Raw genomic sequence first — 16,519 nt, 5'->3', positions numbered from 1 at the left:
GGGGCTTTTTTGTTGCCGCGGGTTCTGATCGCGTTCGAAGCACGTCGGCCGGCGAATCACGCGAACATCGCCTCCATCGCGCGTCGGATCTTCGCGGTCTCGTCCGACGCATCGATCGCAACGTCGCTCCAGCGCACCACCGCGCCACGGGCGACGTCATTCGTCAGCTTCACGCGGTGCGCGAGGCCGATCGGCAGGGCGCCGAGCGTCAGGCTCGTTGCGGCCGGCAGCACCTTGCCCCACACCGTATAGCCGCCTTCGCCGTCGAGCATCTCGCCGGCGCGGAGCGCCTTCTTGGCGACCGCGACGACGTCGCCGCGGAAGCCGAGCGGCTGGCCCGTGGGCTCCTTGCGCAGCGCCGCCGAGAGCACCGAAACGTTCAGCTCGAGCCCGATCAAATGATAGGGCTTGTACATCGCCGCATAGCGGCCACTGGCGTCGGTCTTCAGGCCATATTGGCGGAAGCAGTCCGCGGCGTAGTCGTTCGGCGCTTCCAGCACGACATAGACGCCCCAGCGCAGGTCGCGAAACACCGGCCGTCCGTCGCGTTCCAGCGAAGAGACCACCTCGACCTGGCCCGATCGCTCCAGCACGCCGCCGCGCTCGCGCGGCCGCAGCACATGCGGCAGATCGTCGACACCGCACGGCGGGAACGAGAGCCCGTCCGAGGGTACGTCGAGCCCGGTCGCGTTGGCGATTGCCGCCATCTCGATCGCGGACTTTGTGCCGTCGAGGAAGGAATTGAACATCTGCGGGTTCATGCCGGCGGACTGCGCTTCGCCAGCCGTGAGTCCATAGTGCTGCCAGACACCGTCGGGGGTCACGTCGTGATAGGCCGGCAGATATTTGGTGCCCTTACCCGCCGCCACCACGTGGAAGCCGGTCGCCCGTGCCCAGTCGACGAGCTCGGCGGTCAACGCCGGCTGATCGCCATAGGCCAGCGAATAGACCACGCCCGCCTTGCGCGCCTCTTCCGCGAGCAGCGGCCCGGCCAGCACGTCGGCTTCGACATTGACCATCACGATGTGCCTGCCGGCCTTGATCGCGGCCCGCGCGTGGCGAATGCCGGCGGCCGGGTTTCCGGTCGCCTCGACCACGACATCGATGCCGTCGGCCAGCGCCTTCGAACCATCGGGGCTGAAACTCGTGCGCGCGATCAGCTCGGCGCTCCAGCCGACAGTCCGGCACGCATCGCGCGCGCGCTCCGGATCGAGGTCGATGATGACGGGCACCTCGAGCCCCGCGACATGCGGCACCTGCGACAGGAACATCGAGCCGAACTTGCCGGCCCCGATGAGTGCGACCCGTACTGGCTTGCCAGCGGCGTGGCGGGCTTGGAGGAGGGCGTGGAGGTTCATGGCGAGATCCAGACCTTCGTCGTTGTGCGCGAGGCGCGATCCTCGCTCCATTCGTCATGGCCGGGCTTGACCCGCCTGCGGGGCCGAAGCCCCTTCGGCGCGACGAAGGCCTGGCCATCCATCTTTCCAACAAAGCGCTTCGTCCTGATTGATGAATGCCCGGGTCAAGCCCGGGCATGACGAGCGAGTTGGTCGTTCGTCTCGTGCCTTACTCCGCCGCCTCACGATGCGACCGCGCGAGATGCAGCAGCGCATCGTCCGGCAGCGTCGCGATCGGCGTGTAGTCGCGATGCGCGATGTAGTCCGGCCGCGTCGGTGTGCGGATATGATTGGAGACCGCGTTCAGCGTCAGATACACGATCTTGCGCGGGTAGGGCGTGATGTTGCCGGCCGAGCCGTGCACGAGATTGCCGTGGAACATCAGCATGCCGCCCGGCTTGCCGGTCGGCGCGACGATACCACCGGCCGCGACCAGCCGCGTCACTGTTGCCTCGTCCAACGTCCACAGCGGATATGATGTGGTGGCGAGGTCGTGGGAGGCTTCGAGGTCGCCTTCATGCTGGCTGCGCGGCACCAGCATCAGCGGGCCGTTGATCGGCATCACCTCGTCGAGGAAGATCGCGATGTTCATCGCGCGCGGCTCCGGCATGCCGTCGTCGCGCTTCCAGGTGCCGTAGTCCTGGTGCCATTGCCAGACGTCGCCGGTGAAGGCCGATTTGGCGTTGATCTTGAACTGATGCATGTAGAGCTTCTCGCCGAAGATCTGCTCGATCGGCTCGATCATGCGCGGATGCGCTGCCAGCACGCGGAAGGCGTCGTTGTAGAGATGGGCGGCGAAAGCGGTGCGTGGCGCGCCGCTCTTCTCGCGCCAGACCTCGGGGCGGTCGGCGGCGTAGATCGCCTCGGCCTCGCGGGCCAGAAAGGCGGTCTCCTCAGGGGTGAACAACTCGGGCAGGAACAGCCAGCCCTCGCGATTGAAGAACTCGATCTGCTCCGGTGTCAGCTTCATGGCCGTCTCCCTCGCCTGGTGTCCTCGTCGAGCGCCCAGTCTTGCGCCGGGCTGCCTCCGCGTTCTGCAAGCTACATCTTCTTGCCCTGCTCGATCAGCATCCGCGTCATCAAATACAGGCGAGGCACGATGGTGGTGCTGTCGATGTATTCGTTGTGCGCATGATAATTGTAGCCGGCGATGCCGAAGCTTTCGACCACGATCGCCTTGCCGCTGCGATTGGCGAAGCCGGCGTCGGTGCCGCCGCCGGTCATGTCCACCACCGCGAGCGGCCGGTCGAGCTCGGCGTAGATCGCCTGTCCATCTTTTGCGAGCGCCCGTCCACGCTCGGTCGCCACGAATGGCGGGCGGCCCTTTTCGATGATCACCTTGACGTCGGTATCCGGCACGAGATGTGTCTTGATCTTCTCGTCGAGTGCGGCCTGCAGTTTCTCGATGCCGTCGGCGACCGTCACGCGAACGTCGCCAATCGCACTGCCCTTCTCGGGGATCTGGTTGCGTACGGTCCCGGCATTGGCCGTCGTCCAGTTCAACTGCGTTCCTGGAATGGACTTCGCAACGTCCCTGGTCTGCAGCAATTGATGAGACAGCTCGATCAGTGCGTTGCGGCCGCGATCAGGCGCTGCGCCGGCATGTGCGGCGCGCCCGGTGACTTCCATCATTGCGGTTGCCGTGCCGCTGGCGCCGAGCAGCAGAGCGTCCATCGGCGCGGCCGGCTTGGCCGCCGTCGGCTCGCAGGACAGCACGACGTCATGCTGATCGGCGAGCTCTGAGATGAATTCTCCGGAGCCGATCGAGCCGACCTCCTCGTCGGGATTGAACGCCACCGTCAGCTTGGCATAGTCGCGCCAGCCCATGTCCTTCAGGATCTGCAGGCTGTGCAGGATCACGGCGATGCCGCCCTTGTCGTCGGCGATGCCCGGCCCGTAGATCAGGTCGCCTTCGACATGGTAGGGTTCGGTCTTGAGAATGCCGGGCTGGTACACGGTGTCCATGTGCGCGATCAGCATCAGCTTGCGGCGTCCGGTGCCTTCGAAGGTTCCGATCACCATGTCGGCGCCGGCGCCGCGCGTGGTCTTGCGCCGCTCCGTCGTGGCGCCGAGCGCCTTCAGCCGGCCTTCGGTGAGATCGGCCATCTTCTTGAGGCCGTCGACGTCGCTCGATCCGGATTCGATCAGCACCATCTCGCGCAAGCTATCGATCACGGCCGGCTTGGCCTGCTCGGCGGCGGCCTTGATCTTCTCGTCTGGGGCGGCATGCGCGCCGGAGAGGCTGGCAGTCGTGGCCAGCAAGACGAGGGCTGCGAGGCGGGAGGTGGAAGGCGTCATCCGGGGTCCTTGCGTCCTTGTTCGCGCGCCAGGGAACAGCCGGTCACGCCTGTCGACATTGGCAGAATCCGGGTGGATCGCAACATTCTCCAAGCTTAATTTGACCGGCAGATGATACGGGGCAGTTCGACGATGGAGCCCGCCATGACTGACCACAGCTTTGCACTTTTCGAGACCGCGATCGGCACGTGTGCGATCGCCTGGGGACCGCGCGGCATCAATGCGGTGCAACTGCCGATGGGCGGCGTTGCGCAGACCCGGATCCGGATGCAGCAGCGCTACGCCGGCATCGCCGAGGCCGAGCCGCCGGCTGATGTGCAGCGCGTCATTGCCCGCGTCACCGCGCTGCTTGCAGGAACGGCGGACGATCTCACCGATGTCGCCCTCGATCTCGACGGCGTCAGCGCATTCCAGCGCGGCGTCTACGACATCGCGCGCCGGATCCCGCCGGGCAGAACGTTGACCTACGGCGATATCGCCAAGCAGCTCGGCGGCGTCGAGCTGTCGCGGGAGGTTGGCCAGGCGCTGGGGCGCAACCCGTGCCCGATCGTGGTGCCGTGCCATCGCGTGCTCGCGGCCGGCAACAGGCCGGGCGGCTTCTCCGCCAATGGCGGCGTCGACACCAAGCTGAAGATGCTGGCGATCGAGGGCGCGGCGGTGAACCATACGCCAAGCCTGTTCGATTGAGCTGTCGCGATGAAAATTCCGACGCTTCCGTTCACGGTCACCGACTGGTCCAACGTTCCGGTGACCGAGCATCCGGGCGAGCAGGGCATGGCGTATTGGCGCACGCTGATGATCGGCGACATCCGCGTGCGGCAAGTCGAGTACACGCCGGGCTATCTCGCCGACCACTGGTGTGATCGCGGCCACATCCTGCTGGTGCTGGAGGGCGAGCTCGAGAGCCAGCTCAAGGACGGCCGCAAATTCACTTTATCGGCCGGCATGAGCTACCAGGTCTCCGATTTCGGCGACGCTGCGCACCGGTCGTTCACCGCGACCGGCGCAAAACTGTTCATCGTCGACTGAGGTCGGCGCTATACGGCCTCGCAAGCGAAGCCGTCGCCGTTGCGCCTGATACGGCCGACCGAGGGCGAGGGGAAATGCGCGGTACAGCACAAGGTCGCTGTGTCGCAATAGCGCTCGAGAAAGGCGCGCCGCGTCACCGCGGCCTGGACCGGATCGACGTCGAATTTCGGCGACAGCTCGGGAAAGCTGAGCTGCAGCGGCGAGTGCATCAGGTCGCCGGAGAACACCGCGTCGTCCCTGCCTTTGCCCACGGCCATCGCGACATGGCCCGGCGTATGACCTGGTGTCGGCAGCAGCCGGACATGATCGCCGATAGAAAATTCGTCGCTGACGATGTCGGCGCGCTGGGCCTCGACCACCGGCAGCACGCTGTCGGCGAAGGCGGGCACTTCGGCCTTGGCGTTCTGCGCCACCCAGTAATCATATTCGCGCTGCGCGAACACGTAGCGCGCGTTGGGGAAGGTCGGCACCCAACGGCCATTGTCGAGCCGCGTGTTCCAGCCGACATGGTCGGTGTGCAGATGCGTGCACATCACCACATCGATGTCGTCGACCGACACGCCCGCGGCCGCAAGCGCTCGCATGTAGGTGGCGTCGGTCTTCAGGTTCCAGACCGGCCGCGCGCGGGGCTTGTCGTTGCCGATGCAGCTGTCGATCAGGATGGTGTGGTGGGGCGTCTTCACCACATAGGACTGGAAGCACAGGATCAGCGTATCCTGCGCGTCGAGCGCATGGGCCGCCTGGAGCGCACTCCGCTGCGAGGCGAGCATCTCGGGCGTCAGCTCCGGAAACATCTCGCGCGCCGGCAGGAAGGTGGTCTCCTGCTCGACGATGCGATGGATGGTGGTGTCTGCGACCGAGAATGTCAGCGTCACGGCATTTTCCTTGAAACGATCAAGCCGCCGGCGGCACCGAGATCTTCACCGACTCGCGCTCCAGCATCTTGGTGTGGAAGGCGTCGAGCGCCGGAAACGCCTTGCGCCAGCCGCAATCCGCAAAGCGGTAGTCGGCATAGCCGAGCACGCAAGTCAGGCTGATGGCCACGATGTCGAACGGCCGCGTCATCAGATCGTCCTGCGCGGCGAAGCGCGCCATGCCGGCCCACGCCCTGTTCCAGTGATCGTCCGACCAGGCCTGCCAGCGCATTCCCTCGGGACGCACGGCATTTTCGTAGCGGCACAACAGCATGGAATCGAGCATGCCCTGCAGCATCGAGTGCTCGCTCTTCACCTTCCAGCGCGCCGGCCCGGATGCGGGAATGAGCTTGTTGCCGCCGGCGAGCTCGTCGAGATATTCGACGATGACGTAGGAATCCAGGATCACGTCGCCATTGTCGAGGATCAGCACCGGCAGCTTCTTCAGCGGCGTGATCTTGGTGTACTCGGCGTTGGCCTGGCCGGGCACCACCGACATCGGCGCGAATTCGATTCTGTCGATCAGCCCGAGCTCGATGGCGGCGATGCGCACCTTGCGGGCGAACGGCGAGGCAGGCGAGAAGGTGAGTTTCATCGACGTCTTCCTGTTGGCTCGGTGGATTGTCGTCCGTCATTGCGAGGAGCATCAGCGACGAAGCAATCCAGACTGTTTCTGCGGTGACAGTCCTGGATTGCTTCGCTTCGCTCGCAATGACGGCGTTGTATATTGCGCCTGCCTCACGTCTCGGCGGTTCAGGCCTCGACGATCTCCTGGCGCTGCTCGCCCAGGCGCTCGATGCCGAGCGTGACGACGTCGCCGACGTTGAGGAAGGTCGGCGGCTTCATGCCCATGCCGACGCCGGGAGGTGTGCCTGTGGTGACGATGTCACCCGGCAGCAGGGTCATGAACTGCGACACGTAGGAGATGCACTTCGCCATGGTGAAGATCATCGTCGCGGTCGTGCCGGTCTGGCGGCGCTGGCCGTTGACGTCGAGCCACATCGACAGGTTCTGCACGTCCGGAATCTCGTCCTTGGTGACGAGCCACGGACCGACCGGGCCGAACGTGTCGTGCGACTTGCCCTTGGTCCACTGGCCCAGACGCTCGATCTGGAAGTTGCGCTCCGAGACGTCGTTGCAGATCGTGTAGCCGGCGACATGATTGAGCGCGTCGGCCTCCGAGACGTATTTGGCGCGGGTGCCGATGATGGCGGCAATCTCGACCTCCCAGTCGAGCTTGGTCGAGCCGCGCGGCTTCTCGACCTGGTCATAGGGGCCGCACAGCGCGGTGTTGGCCTTGAGGAAGAAGATCGGCTCGGCCGGAATCGGGTTGCCGGTCTCCTTGGCATGATCGGAGTAGTTGAGGCCGATCGCCACGAATTTGGAAATGCCGGTCACGGGGGCGCCGAAGCGCGGCTTGCCGGAGACCGCGGGCAGGGAGGCCGGGTCGAGCGCGGCGAGCTTCTTCAGCGACTCCGGCGCATAGGCGGCGCCGTCGAGGTCCTTCACATGCGCCGACAGGTCGCGCAGCTGGCCGGATTGATCGATCAGGCCCGGCTTTTCCGCACCCTTTTCGCCGTAGCGAACAAGCTTCATTGGTTTCTCTCCCTCAATTCCTTGGTATTCCAGGGCCCTGTCATGGAGCATGGCGGAGCGAAATTCAACCTTGCGGGCTATGCGCTACCGCGGCCCCTTTGCCTCGAAGCGGAATGCCGCGCCGTCACGCCGGATGTGGCCGGCGTCGAAATGGCCGCCGATCACGAGCACATCGGTTTCGGCGAAGCGGGAGAACAGCGCCTGCCGCGTGGCGATCGCCTGTGCCGGATCGGAATCGACGGTCGAGCTCCAGTCGAGATGCGCCATCTGGCAGGGATGGTGCGCGACGTCGCCCGTCAGCAGTGCCTCGGCACCATCGGAGCGAATGTGCAGGCTGACATGACCCGGGCTGTGCCCCGGTGTCGGGATCAGCGTGATCTCGTCGGTGATCACGGCGTCGCCCGCCACCAGCTCGGCGCGTCCGGCCGCGACGATCGGCTGCACGGAATCGGCGAAGGTCGCGGTCTCATCGGCAGCCGCGCTGTGATCGCGCCAATGCTCATATTCCCTGAGGCCGAAGACGTAGCGCGCATTGCGGAAGGTCGGAATCCAGCGGCCGTCGACCAGCCTCGTATTCCAGCCGACATGGTCGACATGGAGGTGCGTGCAGATCACCAGGTCGATGCTGTCTGGCGAAAAACCGGCCGCGCTCAGCATTTCCAGGAACGGCGTCGTGCGGTTGTTCCAAACCGGCACGCTGCGCCCCTGCTTGTCGTTGCCGAGCCCGGTATCGACCACGATGCGGCGGGTTGGCGTCTCCACCACCAGGGTGTGGATCGACATCTTCAGCCGCCCTTCGTCGGTGGCGAAATCTGGCGTGAGCCAGGGCAGCCCGCGGATTGCCTCCGGCGTCGCCTGCGGCAGGATGAAGCGGGTGCCGCCGACCGTTTCCAGCTCGACGAATTTGGTGATCCTGACCCGGCCGACCTTCCAAGGCATGCGCCCTTTCCCCATCTTGTTCTTGGCTCGCAGAACGATGCCGCGTCGCTTCCGCCCGCGCAATGGATCAACTGTTCGGAACAGGCGTTGTCTCGGCCAGCCCATGAGGAGACGGTCATGCCAGAATTGACGATATCGCCCGAGAAGGTCGCTTTCCTGATCGAGAAGGCGCGCGAGTTCGACGTCAAGGAGGAGGCTGTCGATGTCGAGTCCGGCTCCAACGCCGCCGATGACGACATGATCGACGTGCTGCAGGATTCCGGCGACGATCCCGTGGTGCGCGAGATCACCGGCTTCATCAATGCGCTGACCGAGGACGAGCAGATCGATCTCGTCGCGCTGATGCGGCTCGGCCGCGGCGATGGCGACATCGACGAGTGGGACGATCTGCGCAGCGAAGCAGCCGGACAGCGCGACCGCCATACCGCGCGTTATCTCCTGGGTGAGCCGATGCTCGGCGATCTGCTCGCCGAAGGCCTCGATGCGTTCGGCATCGACTGGACGGAGGGGCGGACAACGGCGGATTCATCCAGTCCGAGCCAGCGCGACGAGGACGAAGGCACGAAGCGGTAGGTCGTTCGAGACAGGCGATCCGCTTCGCTCGCGCTCAGCTGATAGTGACAGCAGCTCAGCAGCTTATCTTCGCGAGTTGGATTCGTGCTCCGTCCGCTTCGGCGGTGTGCTCCCTCTCCCCGTTCTTACGAGGCCGCGACGAGCCTCGCTCGCGCTGAGAGGGTTGGGGTGAGGGGCAGACGCACGGGAAGTGCTTGTGGTGAGACCTGTACCCCCTCACCCGGATTGCATCTTCGATGCAATCCGACCTCTCCCCGCAAGCGGGGAGAGGTGACACCGAGACTGCCGCACCAAGTCGCGCAGTCTCGCCCGTGCAGCCTCTCACGTCGTCGAACCCGTGCCTCACAACGTCCCCGGGAACGCGCCGCCGTCGAGCAGGATGTTCTGGCCGGTGATGAAGCCCGCCTTGGCGCCACACAGGAAGGCGCAGGCGAGGCCGAATTCTTCGGGATCGCCGAAGCGGCCGGCGGGATTGAGCTTGGCGCGGTCGGCCAGGATCTGCTGCGGCGTGACGCCGCGCTTCTCCGCTTCGCCTTTCGCCGTCGAGAGCAGGCGGTCGGTCTCGAACGGCCCCGGCAACAGCCCGTTGATGGTGACGTTGTTGATCACCGTCTTGCGCGACAGGCCGGCGATGAAGCCGGTGAGGCCGGCGCGGGCGCCGTTGGAGAGGCCGAGAATGTCGATCGGCGCCTTCACCGCGGCCGAGGTGATGTTGACGATGCGGCCGAATTTGCGCGCCATCATGCCGTCGACCGTCGCCTTGATCAGCTCGATCGGCGTCAGCATGTTGGCGTCGATCGCCTTGATCCAGTCGTCGCGGGTCCAGTTGCGGAAATCGCCCGGAGGCGGTCCGCCGGCATTGTTGACCAGGATGTCCGGCTCCGGACAGGCCTTCAGCACCGCGGCGCGGCCCTCCGGGGTCGTGATGTCGCCCGCGACCTCGGTCACGGTGATCGCGGGATTGGCGGCGCGGATTTCGGCCGCGGTCTTCGCCAGCGCCTCGGCGCCGCGCGCCGTGATCGTGACATGCACGCCCTCATTGGCGAGCGCGATGGCGCAGGCGCGGCCCAATCCCTTGCTGGAGGCGCAGACGATGGCGCGGCGGCCCTTGATCCCGAGATCCACGATTGATCACTCCGATATGTCAGTGAGACTGAAACGATGATGGCGCCATTCTAGCCAAGGCGGTCGCCGCTGATAAGGGCATCCGGCCTGTGTCGAATTGCATGGCTCGGAGGGTCAGATCCGCCGTTCCTGCTTGAGGCGATCGATCAGGCTCGCGAGTTCGGGCGGAAGCGAGCGGAAGCCTTTCGCGCCTGCGAGCGAGAGCAGGGGCCGCAGGTGCGAGCCTTCAAGGAAGCGGGGCTGGCGCTCCGCCGGAACGATCCTGTCGAACACCAGCACGAGCGTGGTCGCGACCATGCCGACACGCACCGCGCCGAGCAGCGCGCCGCCGAGTCGGTCGCCGAAGCCGGCTTCGGACCCGATCGCCTCGTCGAGCAATATGCGGCCGATCTTGCCCAGCGCCACGCCGATCACGAGGAATGCGGCGAAGAACTGCAGCCAGTTCTGCGCCAGCGGTGCGCCGTGCACGTCCTGCAGTTGCGGGCTCATCGCCGCGACGGCGCCCATCGCCAGCGGCATTGCGAGCAGATAGGCGAGAATCGTGATCGCGCTGCGCAGCAGCCCTGTCGAGAAGCCACTGTACACGGCGATCATCAGGGCGGCCGAAGCGGCCAGGTCGAAAGTATTCATGGCTGATATGTGCCAGTTGTAGGCCGCTGGCGTAAACAAATCCGGTTTGCGCTGTTTCAAATCGTCTGTATCAATGCGCTGCAACAAACGAGGAAACATAGGGAGGGGCCATGTCCGACCTGTTCGACGTCAGCCGCGAGGTGATCCTGATCACCGGCGCGAGCCAGGGGCTCGGCCGGCAGTTTGCCCGCGTGCTGTCGGCGCATGGTGCCGCCGTCGCGCTCGCCGCGCGCCAGACCGGCAAGCTCGAGGCGCTGCAGGACGAGATCAAGGCCAAAGGCGGCCGTGCCGCCGCGGTCGAGATGGATGTGACGAACAATGCTTCCATCGCCAGGGGCATCGATGCGGCCGAGGCCGCGCTTGGCCCGGTCACCGTGCTGATCAACAATGCCGGCATCGCCGTGGAGAAGCTCGCGGTCGAGCAGAGCGAGGCCGATTGGGACGCCGTGATCGGCGCCAATCTGAAGGGCGCCTATTTCGCCGCGACCGAAGTGGCACGCCGCATGATCGCGCGCAAGGCGGGCGGCAACATCATCAACATCGCCTCGGTGCTGGGCTTCAGCGTCGTGAAGTTCATTTCGCCCTACGCGATCTCCAAGGCCGGCGTGGTGCAGACGACGAAGGCGCTGGCGCTGGAGCTCGCGGCCAGCGACATCCGGGTCAATGCGCTGGCTCCCGGCTATATCGATACCGACATCAACCACGACGTCTGGGAGACGCCTGCGGGCGAGAAGCTGATCAAGCGCATTCCGCAGCGGCGCGTCGGCCATGAGAGCGATCTCGACGGCGCCATCATGCTGCTGGCGTCCAATGCCTCGCGCTACATGACCGGCAGCGTCGTCACGGTGGACGGCGGATTCCTGCTGACCTGACCTCTCCTCTTATAGCGCGATGCGTTTTGACTCGATCGAACCGGCGCCGCGATCTCCGTTCACCTCTCCCGATGGGGGCCCGATGGGGAGAGGTAACGGAGATCGCGGCGGGCGCTTCGATTCAATAAGAACGCATCACGCTCTAGTGACACGCGGCCTCAGCCGCGCAGCTCGCTCCTGATCATATCAGCGGCCTTTTCGCCGATCATGATGGTCGGCGCATTGGTGTTGCCACCGATCAGGGTCGGCATGATCGAGGCATCGACCACGCGCAGGCCGGACAGGCCGTGGACCTTGAGGCTGGGATCGACGACGGCGAGCGGATCGTCGACGCCCATCTTGCAGGTGCCGACGGGGTGATAGACCGTGTCGACGCGGGCGCGCAGGAGCGCGCGGATGTCGTCATCGCTCCTGACATCCGATGTGAACAGGTCGCGCGTCTGCAGGCCGCGCATGGCGGGCGTCTCCATCAGCCGCTGCGTGGTCCTGTAGCCCGCGACCATCATCTCCAGGTCTTCCGCCTCGCCGAGGAAGTTCGGGTCGATCAGCGGCGGCGCGAGCGGATCGGCATTCTTGAGCGCGACGGTGCCGCGGCTTTTCGGCCGGAGCAGACAGACATGGCAGGAGAAGCCGTTACCATGGCGCTTGCGGCCGTGGTCGTCGGTGACGGCCATGCCGAAATGGAGCTGAATGTCCGGGATGTCGAGATCGGGCCGCGTCTTCAGGAAGCCGCCGCATTCGGCGAAGTTCGACGTCAGCACGCCGCGCCGCTCGCGCCTGTATTGGCCGATGCCGCGCACCAGCCGCTGCAGGCCCTTCGGCGACAGCGAAGAAAAGTTCGGGTTGCCGGAGGTGTAGGCAAAGATGAAGTCGGGATGGTCCTGCAGGTTCTGGCCGACACCCGGCAGGTGATGAACGCTGGCAATGCCGAGCCGCGCCAGTGCGGCTGCGTTACCGATGCCGGAGAGCATCAGCAATTGCGGCGTCTGGAAGGCGCCTGACGCCAGGATCACCTCGCGCCGGCAACGGATCTCCTTGACCTCCTTGCCCTGGCGATACTTGACGCCGACGGCCCGCTTGCCGTCGAACAGGATCATCGACGCATGCGCCGATGTCTCGACGCGCAGGTTGCGGCGGCTGCCGAGATGCGGCTGGATGTAGGCCCGCGCCGCGCTCCAGCGCTCGCCATTCTGCTGGGTGACCTGATAGAGGCCGAGCCCTTCCTGGGTCTCCGCATTGAAGTCGTCACGGACCGGAAATTGCGCTTCCCGCGCCGCCTGAAGAAAAATCTCGTGCACGGGATTGTCGGTGCGCAGACGGCCGACGGGCAGCGGTCCCGATTGGCCGTGATAGTCGCCGTCGAACTCCGCATTGTTCTCGGCGCGCTTGAAATACGGCAGCACGTCGTCATACGACCAGCCGATATTGCCGAGCGTGGCCCAGTGATCATAGTCGGCGCGATGGCCGCGGATATAGACCATGGCATTGATCGCGGAGGAGCCGCCGAGCCCACGGCCGCGCGGCTGATAGCCGGTGCGTCCGTTCAATCCCTGCTGCGGCACGGTCGTGAATGCCCAGTTGTTGACGGTGCCTGCGACCATCAGGAACAGCATATAGGGCGTGGTCACGATCCAGTTGTCGTTGCGCCCTCCGGCGTCGAGCAGCGCGACCGATGTTGCCGGATCTTCCGACAATCGGCCGGCAACCGTGGCACCGCCGCTGCCGCCGCCCACGACGATGAAATCGACCTCGTCCGTCACGCATTTCTCCCTGATGTATTTCTTGCTTGTCGTTTGAACGTCATTCCGGGGCGGCGCGCGAGCCAAATGGCGAAGCCATTTGTGCTGAGTGGCGAGCCAGGAATCCGGAGGTTTGCTTGCACTCCACCATCTCGGGATTTCGGGTTCGCGCCTTGCGCGCCCGGGAATGACAATGGGTGTGGCTAGGAGAGAAACCGCAGCAGCTTCTCGATTCGGGCGATGCTGGCGCCATATGGCGGATAGAGATCCTTCATGCGGTTGAAAGGCGAGCGGTAGAACACGGGCTTCAGCTTGCTGAAGCTGTTGAAGCCCCATTCGCCGTGATAGTGGCCGATGCCGGAGGCGCCGACGCCGCCCATCGGCTGGTTCATCTGCGCGAAATGCAGCAGGCAATCGTTGATCGTGACACCGCCGGAGACCGTGCGCGCCAGCACCGCATCACGCGTGGCCTCGTTGCTGCCGAACCAGTACAGCGCCAGCGGCCGGTCATGGGCATTGATGTAGCGGATCGGCTCGTCCGGCTCGCGATATCCGATGATCGGCAGCAGCGGGCCGAAAATCTCCTCCTGCATGATCGCCATGTCGGGCGTCGCGCCGACCACCACGGTCGGCGGGAATTTTCGTAGTTTCTTCCAGGCAGGGTCTTCGGGGCTCGTCAGGCTCAGCGGCTTCGCGCCGCGTGCGACGGCGTCGCGCAGCAGTCCTTCCAGCCGGGCATAATGCTGGTCGGAGATGATCGACGTGTAGTCGCTGTTGGCCGGATTGGTGCCGAACATCTGCAGCATGTTGCGGTGGAGTTTGCCTGCGAACTCATCGCCGCGCGGCTCGGGCACGAACACGTAGTCCGGCGCGATGCAGGTCTGGCCGGCATTGAGCAGCTTGGCGTAGGCGATACGCTGGGCGGCCTCGTCGATATCGGCGGAGGCGTCGACGATGGTCGGCGATTTGCCGCCGAGCTCGAGCGTGACCGGCGTCAGGTTACGTCCTGCAGCCTCGGCGACGATGCGGCCGACACGGGTCGAGCCGGTAAAGACGAGATGATCGAACGGCAATGCCGCGAAGGCCTGCGCAATGCCGTCGTCGATGCCGGTGACCGAGAACTCGGTCGCGTCGAACGCTGCTGCGATGAGCTCCTTCAGCAGCGCGGAGAAGCGCGGCGTCAGCTCGCTCGGCTTGATCAGGACGCGGTTGCCGGCGGCGAGCGCGCCGATCGCGGGCGCGAGTGTCAGCTGCAGGGGATAATTCCAGGGCGCGATGATGCCGACCACGCCCAGCGGCTGCGGCATCAGCCGGTTGCGCGCCGGCCAGAACTGTAACGACGTCGCGATCCGCCGCGCCGCCATCCACCGCGGCAACATCTTCATCGTATGCTTGATCTCGCCCTGTACGAACAGAGTCTCGGCGATCGTGGTCTCGACCGCACAGCGGTGGCCGAAATCGGCGGAGATCGCCTGCTCCAGGCGTGTCTCGTTGTCGGCCAGCATCGACCGCAGTCGCTTCAGACTGTCCAGCCGCGCCGCCAGCGCCGGGGGAGGCGCGCTGCGCGAGGCCGCGACCATGGCGTGGAACGCGTCGTCGAGCGCCGAAACCGGGAGCCTCTTCAGGGAGTGGTCCATGGACGTCTCCTCGCATGTCTTGCGGCCGTATGCGGGGCCGTCATTCTGGTTTGTCCGAAGCTGCCGCGTTGCGGAACCGTTGGCAAGCGGCGTGCGGCAGCCATTGGTGCGGCTGGTTGCGGGCGCGTCCTGCCAGGTGGTCGGCCAGAGTTCGTCATGCCGCTCCGAGCCTCCTCCGTGGCCTGGTAGGATCTTTGCCCGCTCCATCAGGGAAAGGCTTGTGTGCTGCGCCCCCGGGATACTGGTGTGCCTCTTATAACGCTATGATTTACCGTGATTTTTTGAGAAGAATGGCGCGCGGCGGCCGGTGTCACAATAAGGCAAAAAAACTTCCGAAAAGCCCTTTCCAAACCGCCCCCGCATTGGTACATACCGCTCGCACCCGACGGCCGGCCCGGCCACCGGGCTCAAGCCTTCTCAGGAAGCCATTGGGGTGGATCGGCGGCGCCACAAAAGCGTCAGCCAGGAACGCTCGGTAATTCTCTGAAGGCCGTGCACAAGTTAACGCGGGGTGGAGCAGCCCGGTAGCTCGTCAGGCTCATAACCTGAAGGTCATAGGTTCAAATCCTATCCCCGCAACCAACGATCTGAACTCCCGTAGCCGCAAGGCTGCGGGAGTTTTGGTTTTTGGCCCTGGTGCCTTTGCACTCCAGCCGGGATCGCTCCCAGCCTGCGCCCGGGTCGGTGGTGTCGTTCAGCGAGCATCGATCTCGCCGGGGGATGGATCGATATTCGCGCGCATCATGTGCAGCGGCTCCCGCGGAGGAAGCCAGGAACCTGCGGCATCCGAATGAACGTCACATCTCTCCGCTAAATTGGCACGTTGAACGAAGTGCCAACAGCGAGCTTGCGCGCGGTTCGAGAGCGTTCGATGGGAATGCGGCGTCAGTATCAAACTGCGGCGGTGCCGACTGCGCGGGGCGTGCTGTCTCGTACGGTTCTGCCGGTGCTGCTCGCCGCTGCGCTCATTCTGCTGGACGTATCGACGAGCCTCGCCAGCGAAGCCGGCACGACGGGAGACGAGCAGCGCCGCTTGTTCGTAATTCCCGCGCAGCCGCTTGCGGCGGCACTGCAGGCGTTCGGTCAGGTGGCCGGAGTTCAGTTGCTTTACGAAAGCAAGTCGGCGGAAGGGCGACAGTCGACGGCGATCGAGGGGCTCTATACCCCACATGAGGCGCTGATCAAGCTTCTGGCGGCGACTGATCTCAAGGTGCAGTACAGCCGCCCCGGCGCGCTGACGCTCATGCTCGAGGCTCCCGCTGAGGCCGATGGCGCTGCGCCGCGATTCGGTTCGGATCTGTCGCTGGGCACGCTGCACGTGCAGGGAGCAACGGCGAGCACGGCACCCTCGCAGGAGTTCAGCGAGGCGGTGCGGATGGACGTCCACAACGCGCTGCGCAACAATCCGCGGACGCGCGACGGCAATTATCGCGCGGTCGTGAAACTCTGGATCAACAACGAGCGCACGGTCGAGCAGGTCGATGTGGCCACCACCAGCGGCGATCCGACGCGGGATACGGCACTGATCGCGGCCCTGCGCGGCCTCACCATGAGCCGTCCACAACCGCCCGGGATGGCGCAGCCGGTGCGGATCGGCGTCAGCGTCCGGACGCAGTGATTTTCAAATCAACGGCCTACCGGTTGTTCCGCGCCGGCGCGGCGTGCGGCGGCATTCGGCCGTCCACTGGCGGAATCTCTTTCGGTGCCGGCCCCGGTCGATCGTCTGTTTACCTGTGAGCCGAGTTGCGGCGGCCGCGTTCCCGACGCGCG

16 protein-coding genes and 1 tRNA gene are annotated in these 16,519 nt (G+C 65.3%); 6 read left to right on the top strand and 11 right to left on the bottom strand.

The window, feature by feature from the left end:
- Positions 1 to 56 precede the first annotated feature (56 nt).
- The 3 genes from S58_RS32095 to S58_RS32085 all read right to left on the bottom strand — a co-directional run bounded on the left by S58_RS32095 (position 57) and on the right by S58_RS32085 (position 3,695).
- Complete coding sequence (locus S58_RS32095) at positions 57 to 1,358, bottom strand: NAD(P)H-dependent oxidoreductase (protein WP_015669605.1); 1,302 nt, start codon at positions 1,356 to 1,358, stop codon at positions 57 to 59.
- Between the two features lie 208 nt (positions 1,359 to 1,566).
- Complete coding sequence (locus S58_RS32090) at positions 1,567 to 2,367, bottom strand: phytanoyl-CoA dioxygenase family protein (protein ID WP_015669604.1); 801 nt, start codon at positions 2,365 to 2,367, stop codon at positions 1,567 to 1,569.
- A gap of 71 nt (positions 2,368 to 2,438) precedes the next feature.
- Positions 2,439 to 3,695 (bottom strand): M20/M25/M40 family metallo-hydrolase, encoded by a 1,257-nt coding sequence (locus tag S58_RS32085; protein WP_015669603.1) that lies wholly within the window; start codon positions 3,693 to 3,695, stop codon positions 2,439 to 2,441.
- A gap of 144 nt (positions 3,696 to 3,839) precedes the next feature.
- On the opposite strand from S58_RS32085, the gene S58_RS32080 reads away from it, so the two are divergent.
- A complete protein-coding gene (locus tag S58_RS32080) occupies positions 3,840 to 4,382 on the top strand; it encodes a methylated-DNA--[protein]-cysteine S-methyltransferase (protein ID WP_015669602.1) in 543 nt (180 codons plus the stop codon).
- A gap of 9 nt (positions 4,383 to 4,391) precedes the next feature.
- Complete coding sequence (locus tag S58_RS32075) at positions 4,392 to 4,724, top strand: DHCW motif cupin fold protein (protein ID WP_015669601.1); 333 nt, start codon at positions 4,392 to 4,394, stop codon at positions 4,722 to 4,724.
- 8 nt (positions 4,725 to 4,732) lie between these two features.
- Here S58_RS32075 and S58_RS32070 read toward each other — a convergent pair whose 3' ends face one another.
- The 4 genes from S58_RS32070 to S58_RS32055 all read right to left on the bottom strand — a co-directional run bounded on the left by S58_RS32070 (position 4,733) and on the right by S58_RS32055 (position 8,173).
- Complete coding sequence (locus S58_RS32070) at positions 4,733 to 5,599, bottom strand: MBL fold metallo-hydrolase (RefSeq protein ID WP_015669600.1); 867 nt, start codon at positions 5,597 to 5,599, stop codon at positions 4,733 to 4,735.
- A gap of 19 nt (positions 5,600 to 5,618) precedes the next feature.
- The gene (locus S58_RS32065) at positions 5,619 to 6,233 is read right to left on the bottom strand and encodes a glutathione S-transferase family protein (RefSeq protein ID WP_015669599.1); all 615 of its coding nucleotides are present in this window, start codon (positions 6,231 to 6,233) and stop codon (positions 5,619 to 5,621) included.
- Between the two features lie 158 nt (positions 6,234 to 6,391).
- The gene (locus tag S58_RS32060) at positions 6,392 to 7,234 is read right to left on the bottom strand and encodes a fumarylacetoacetate hydrolase family protein (RefSeq protein WP_015669598.1); all 843 of its coding nucleotides are present in this window, start codon (positions 7,232 to 7,234) and stop codon (positions 6,392 to 6,394) included.
- 84 nt (positions 7,235 to 7,318) lie between these two features.
- Positions 7,319 to 8,173, bottom strand: a complete 855-nt coding sequence (locus tag S58_RS32055) for an MBL fold metallo-hydrolase (RefSeq protein WP_015669597.1) — start codon at positions 8,171 to 8,173, stop codon at positions 7,319 to 7,321.
- 117 nt (positions 8,174 to 8,290) lie between these two features.
- Here S58_RS32055 and S58_RS32050 point away from each other — a divergent pair, with 117 nt between their 5' ends.
- Positions 8,291 to 8,746, top strand: coding sequence for a DUF3775 domain-containing protein (locus S58_RS32050; protein ID WP_015669596.1), 456 nt, complete (start codon positions 8,291 to 8,293; stop codon positions 8,744 to 8,746).
- 342 nt (positions 8,747 to 9,088) lie between these two features.
- Here the strand turns inward: S58_RS32050 and S58_RS32045 are convergent, their stop codons facing one another.
- Together S58_RS32045 and S58_RS32040 are read right to left on the bottom strand one after the other, a co-directional pair.
- The gene (locus S58_RS32045) at positions 9,089 to 9,871 is read right to left on the bottom strand and encodes an SDR family oxidoreductase (RefSeq protein WP_015669595.1); all 783 of its coding nucleotides are present in this window, start codon (positions 9,869 to 9,871) and stop codon (positions 9,089 to 9,091) included.
- A gap of 114 nt (positions 9,872 to 9,985) precedes the next feature.
- Complete coding sequence (locus tag S58_RS32040) at positions 9,986 to 10,501, bottom strand: CvpA family protein (RefSeq protein ID WP_015669594.1); 516 nt, start codon at positions 10,499 to 10,501, stop codon at positions 9,986 to 9,988.
- Positions 10,502 to 10,611: 110 nt separating this feature from the next.
- Between S58_RS32040 and S58_RS32035 the strand changes: the two genes are divergently transcribed.
- On the top strand, positions 10,612 to 11,373 hold the full coding sequence (locus tag S58_RS32035) for an SDR family NAD(P)-dependent oxidoreductase (RefSeq protein WP_015669593.1): 762 nt from the start codon (positions 10,612 to 10,614) through the stop codon (positions 11,371 to 11,373).
- Positions 11,374 to 11,531: 158 nt separating this feature from the next.
- On the opposite strand, the gene S58_RS32030 is transcribed toward S58_RS32035, so the two are convergent.
- A complete protein-coding gene (locus S58_RS32030; RefSeq protein WP_015669592.1) occupies positions 11,532 to 13,133 on the bottom strand; it encodes a GMC family oxidoreductase in 1,602 nt (533 codons plus the stop codon).
- Between the two features lie 182 nt (positions 13,134 to 13,315).
- On the bottom strand, positions 13,316 to 14,749 hold the full coding sequence (locus S58_RS32025; RefSeq protein ID WP_015669591.1) for a coniferyl aldehyde dehydrogenase: 1,434 nt from the start codon (positions 14,747 to 14,749) through the stop codon (positions 13,316 to 13,318).
- A 505-nt stretch (positions 14,750 to 15,254) separates the two neighbouring features.
- Between S58_RS32025 and S58_RS32020 the strand changes: the two genes are divergently transcribed.
- Positions 15,255 to 15,331: transfer RNA gene (locus tag S58_RS32020), tRNA-Met, on the top strand.
- Positions 15,332 to 15,695: 364 nt separating this feature from the next.
- Positions 15,696 to 16,367 (top strand): TonB C-terminal domain-containing protein, encoded by a 672-nt coding sequence (locus S58_RS32015; RefSeq protein ID WP_042341052.1) that lies wholly within the window; start codon positions 15,696 to 15,698, stop codon positions 16,365 to 16,367.
- Positions 16,368 to 16,519 lie beyond the last annotated feature (152 nt).

Source organism: Bradyrhizobium oligotrophicum S58, from assembly GCF_000344805.1.
Taxonomy (GTDB): Bacteria; Pseudomonadota; Alphaproteobacteria; order Rhizobiales; family Xanthobacteraceae; genus Bradyrhizobium; species Bradyrhizobium oligotrophicum.
Note: the sequence above shows the minus strand (reverse complement) of the source record. Positions and strands in the feature narration are given on the sequence as shown.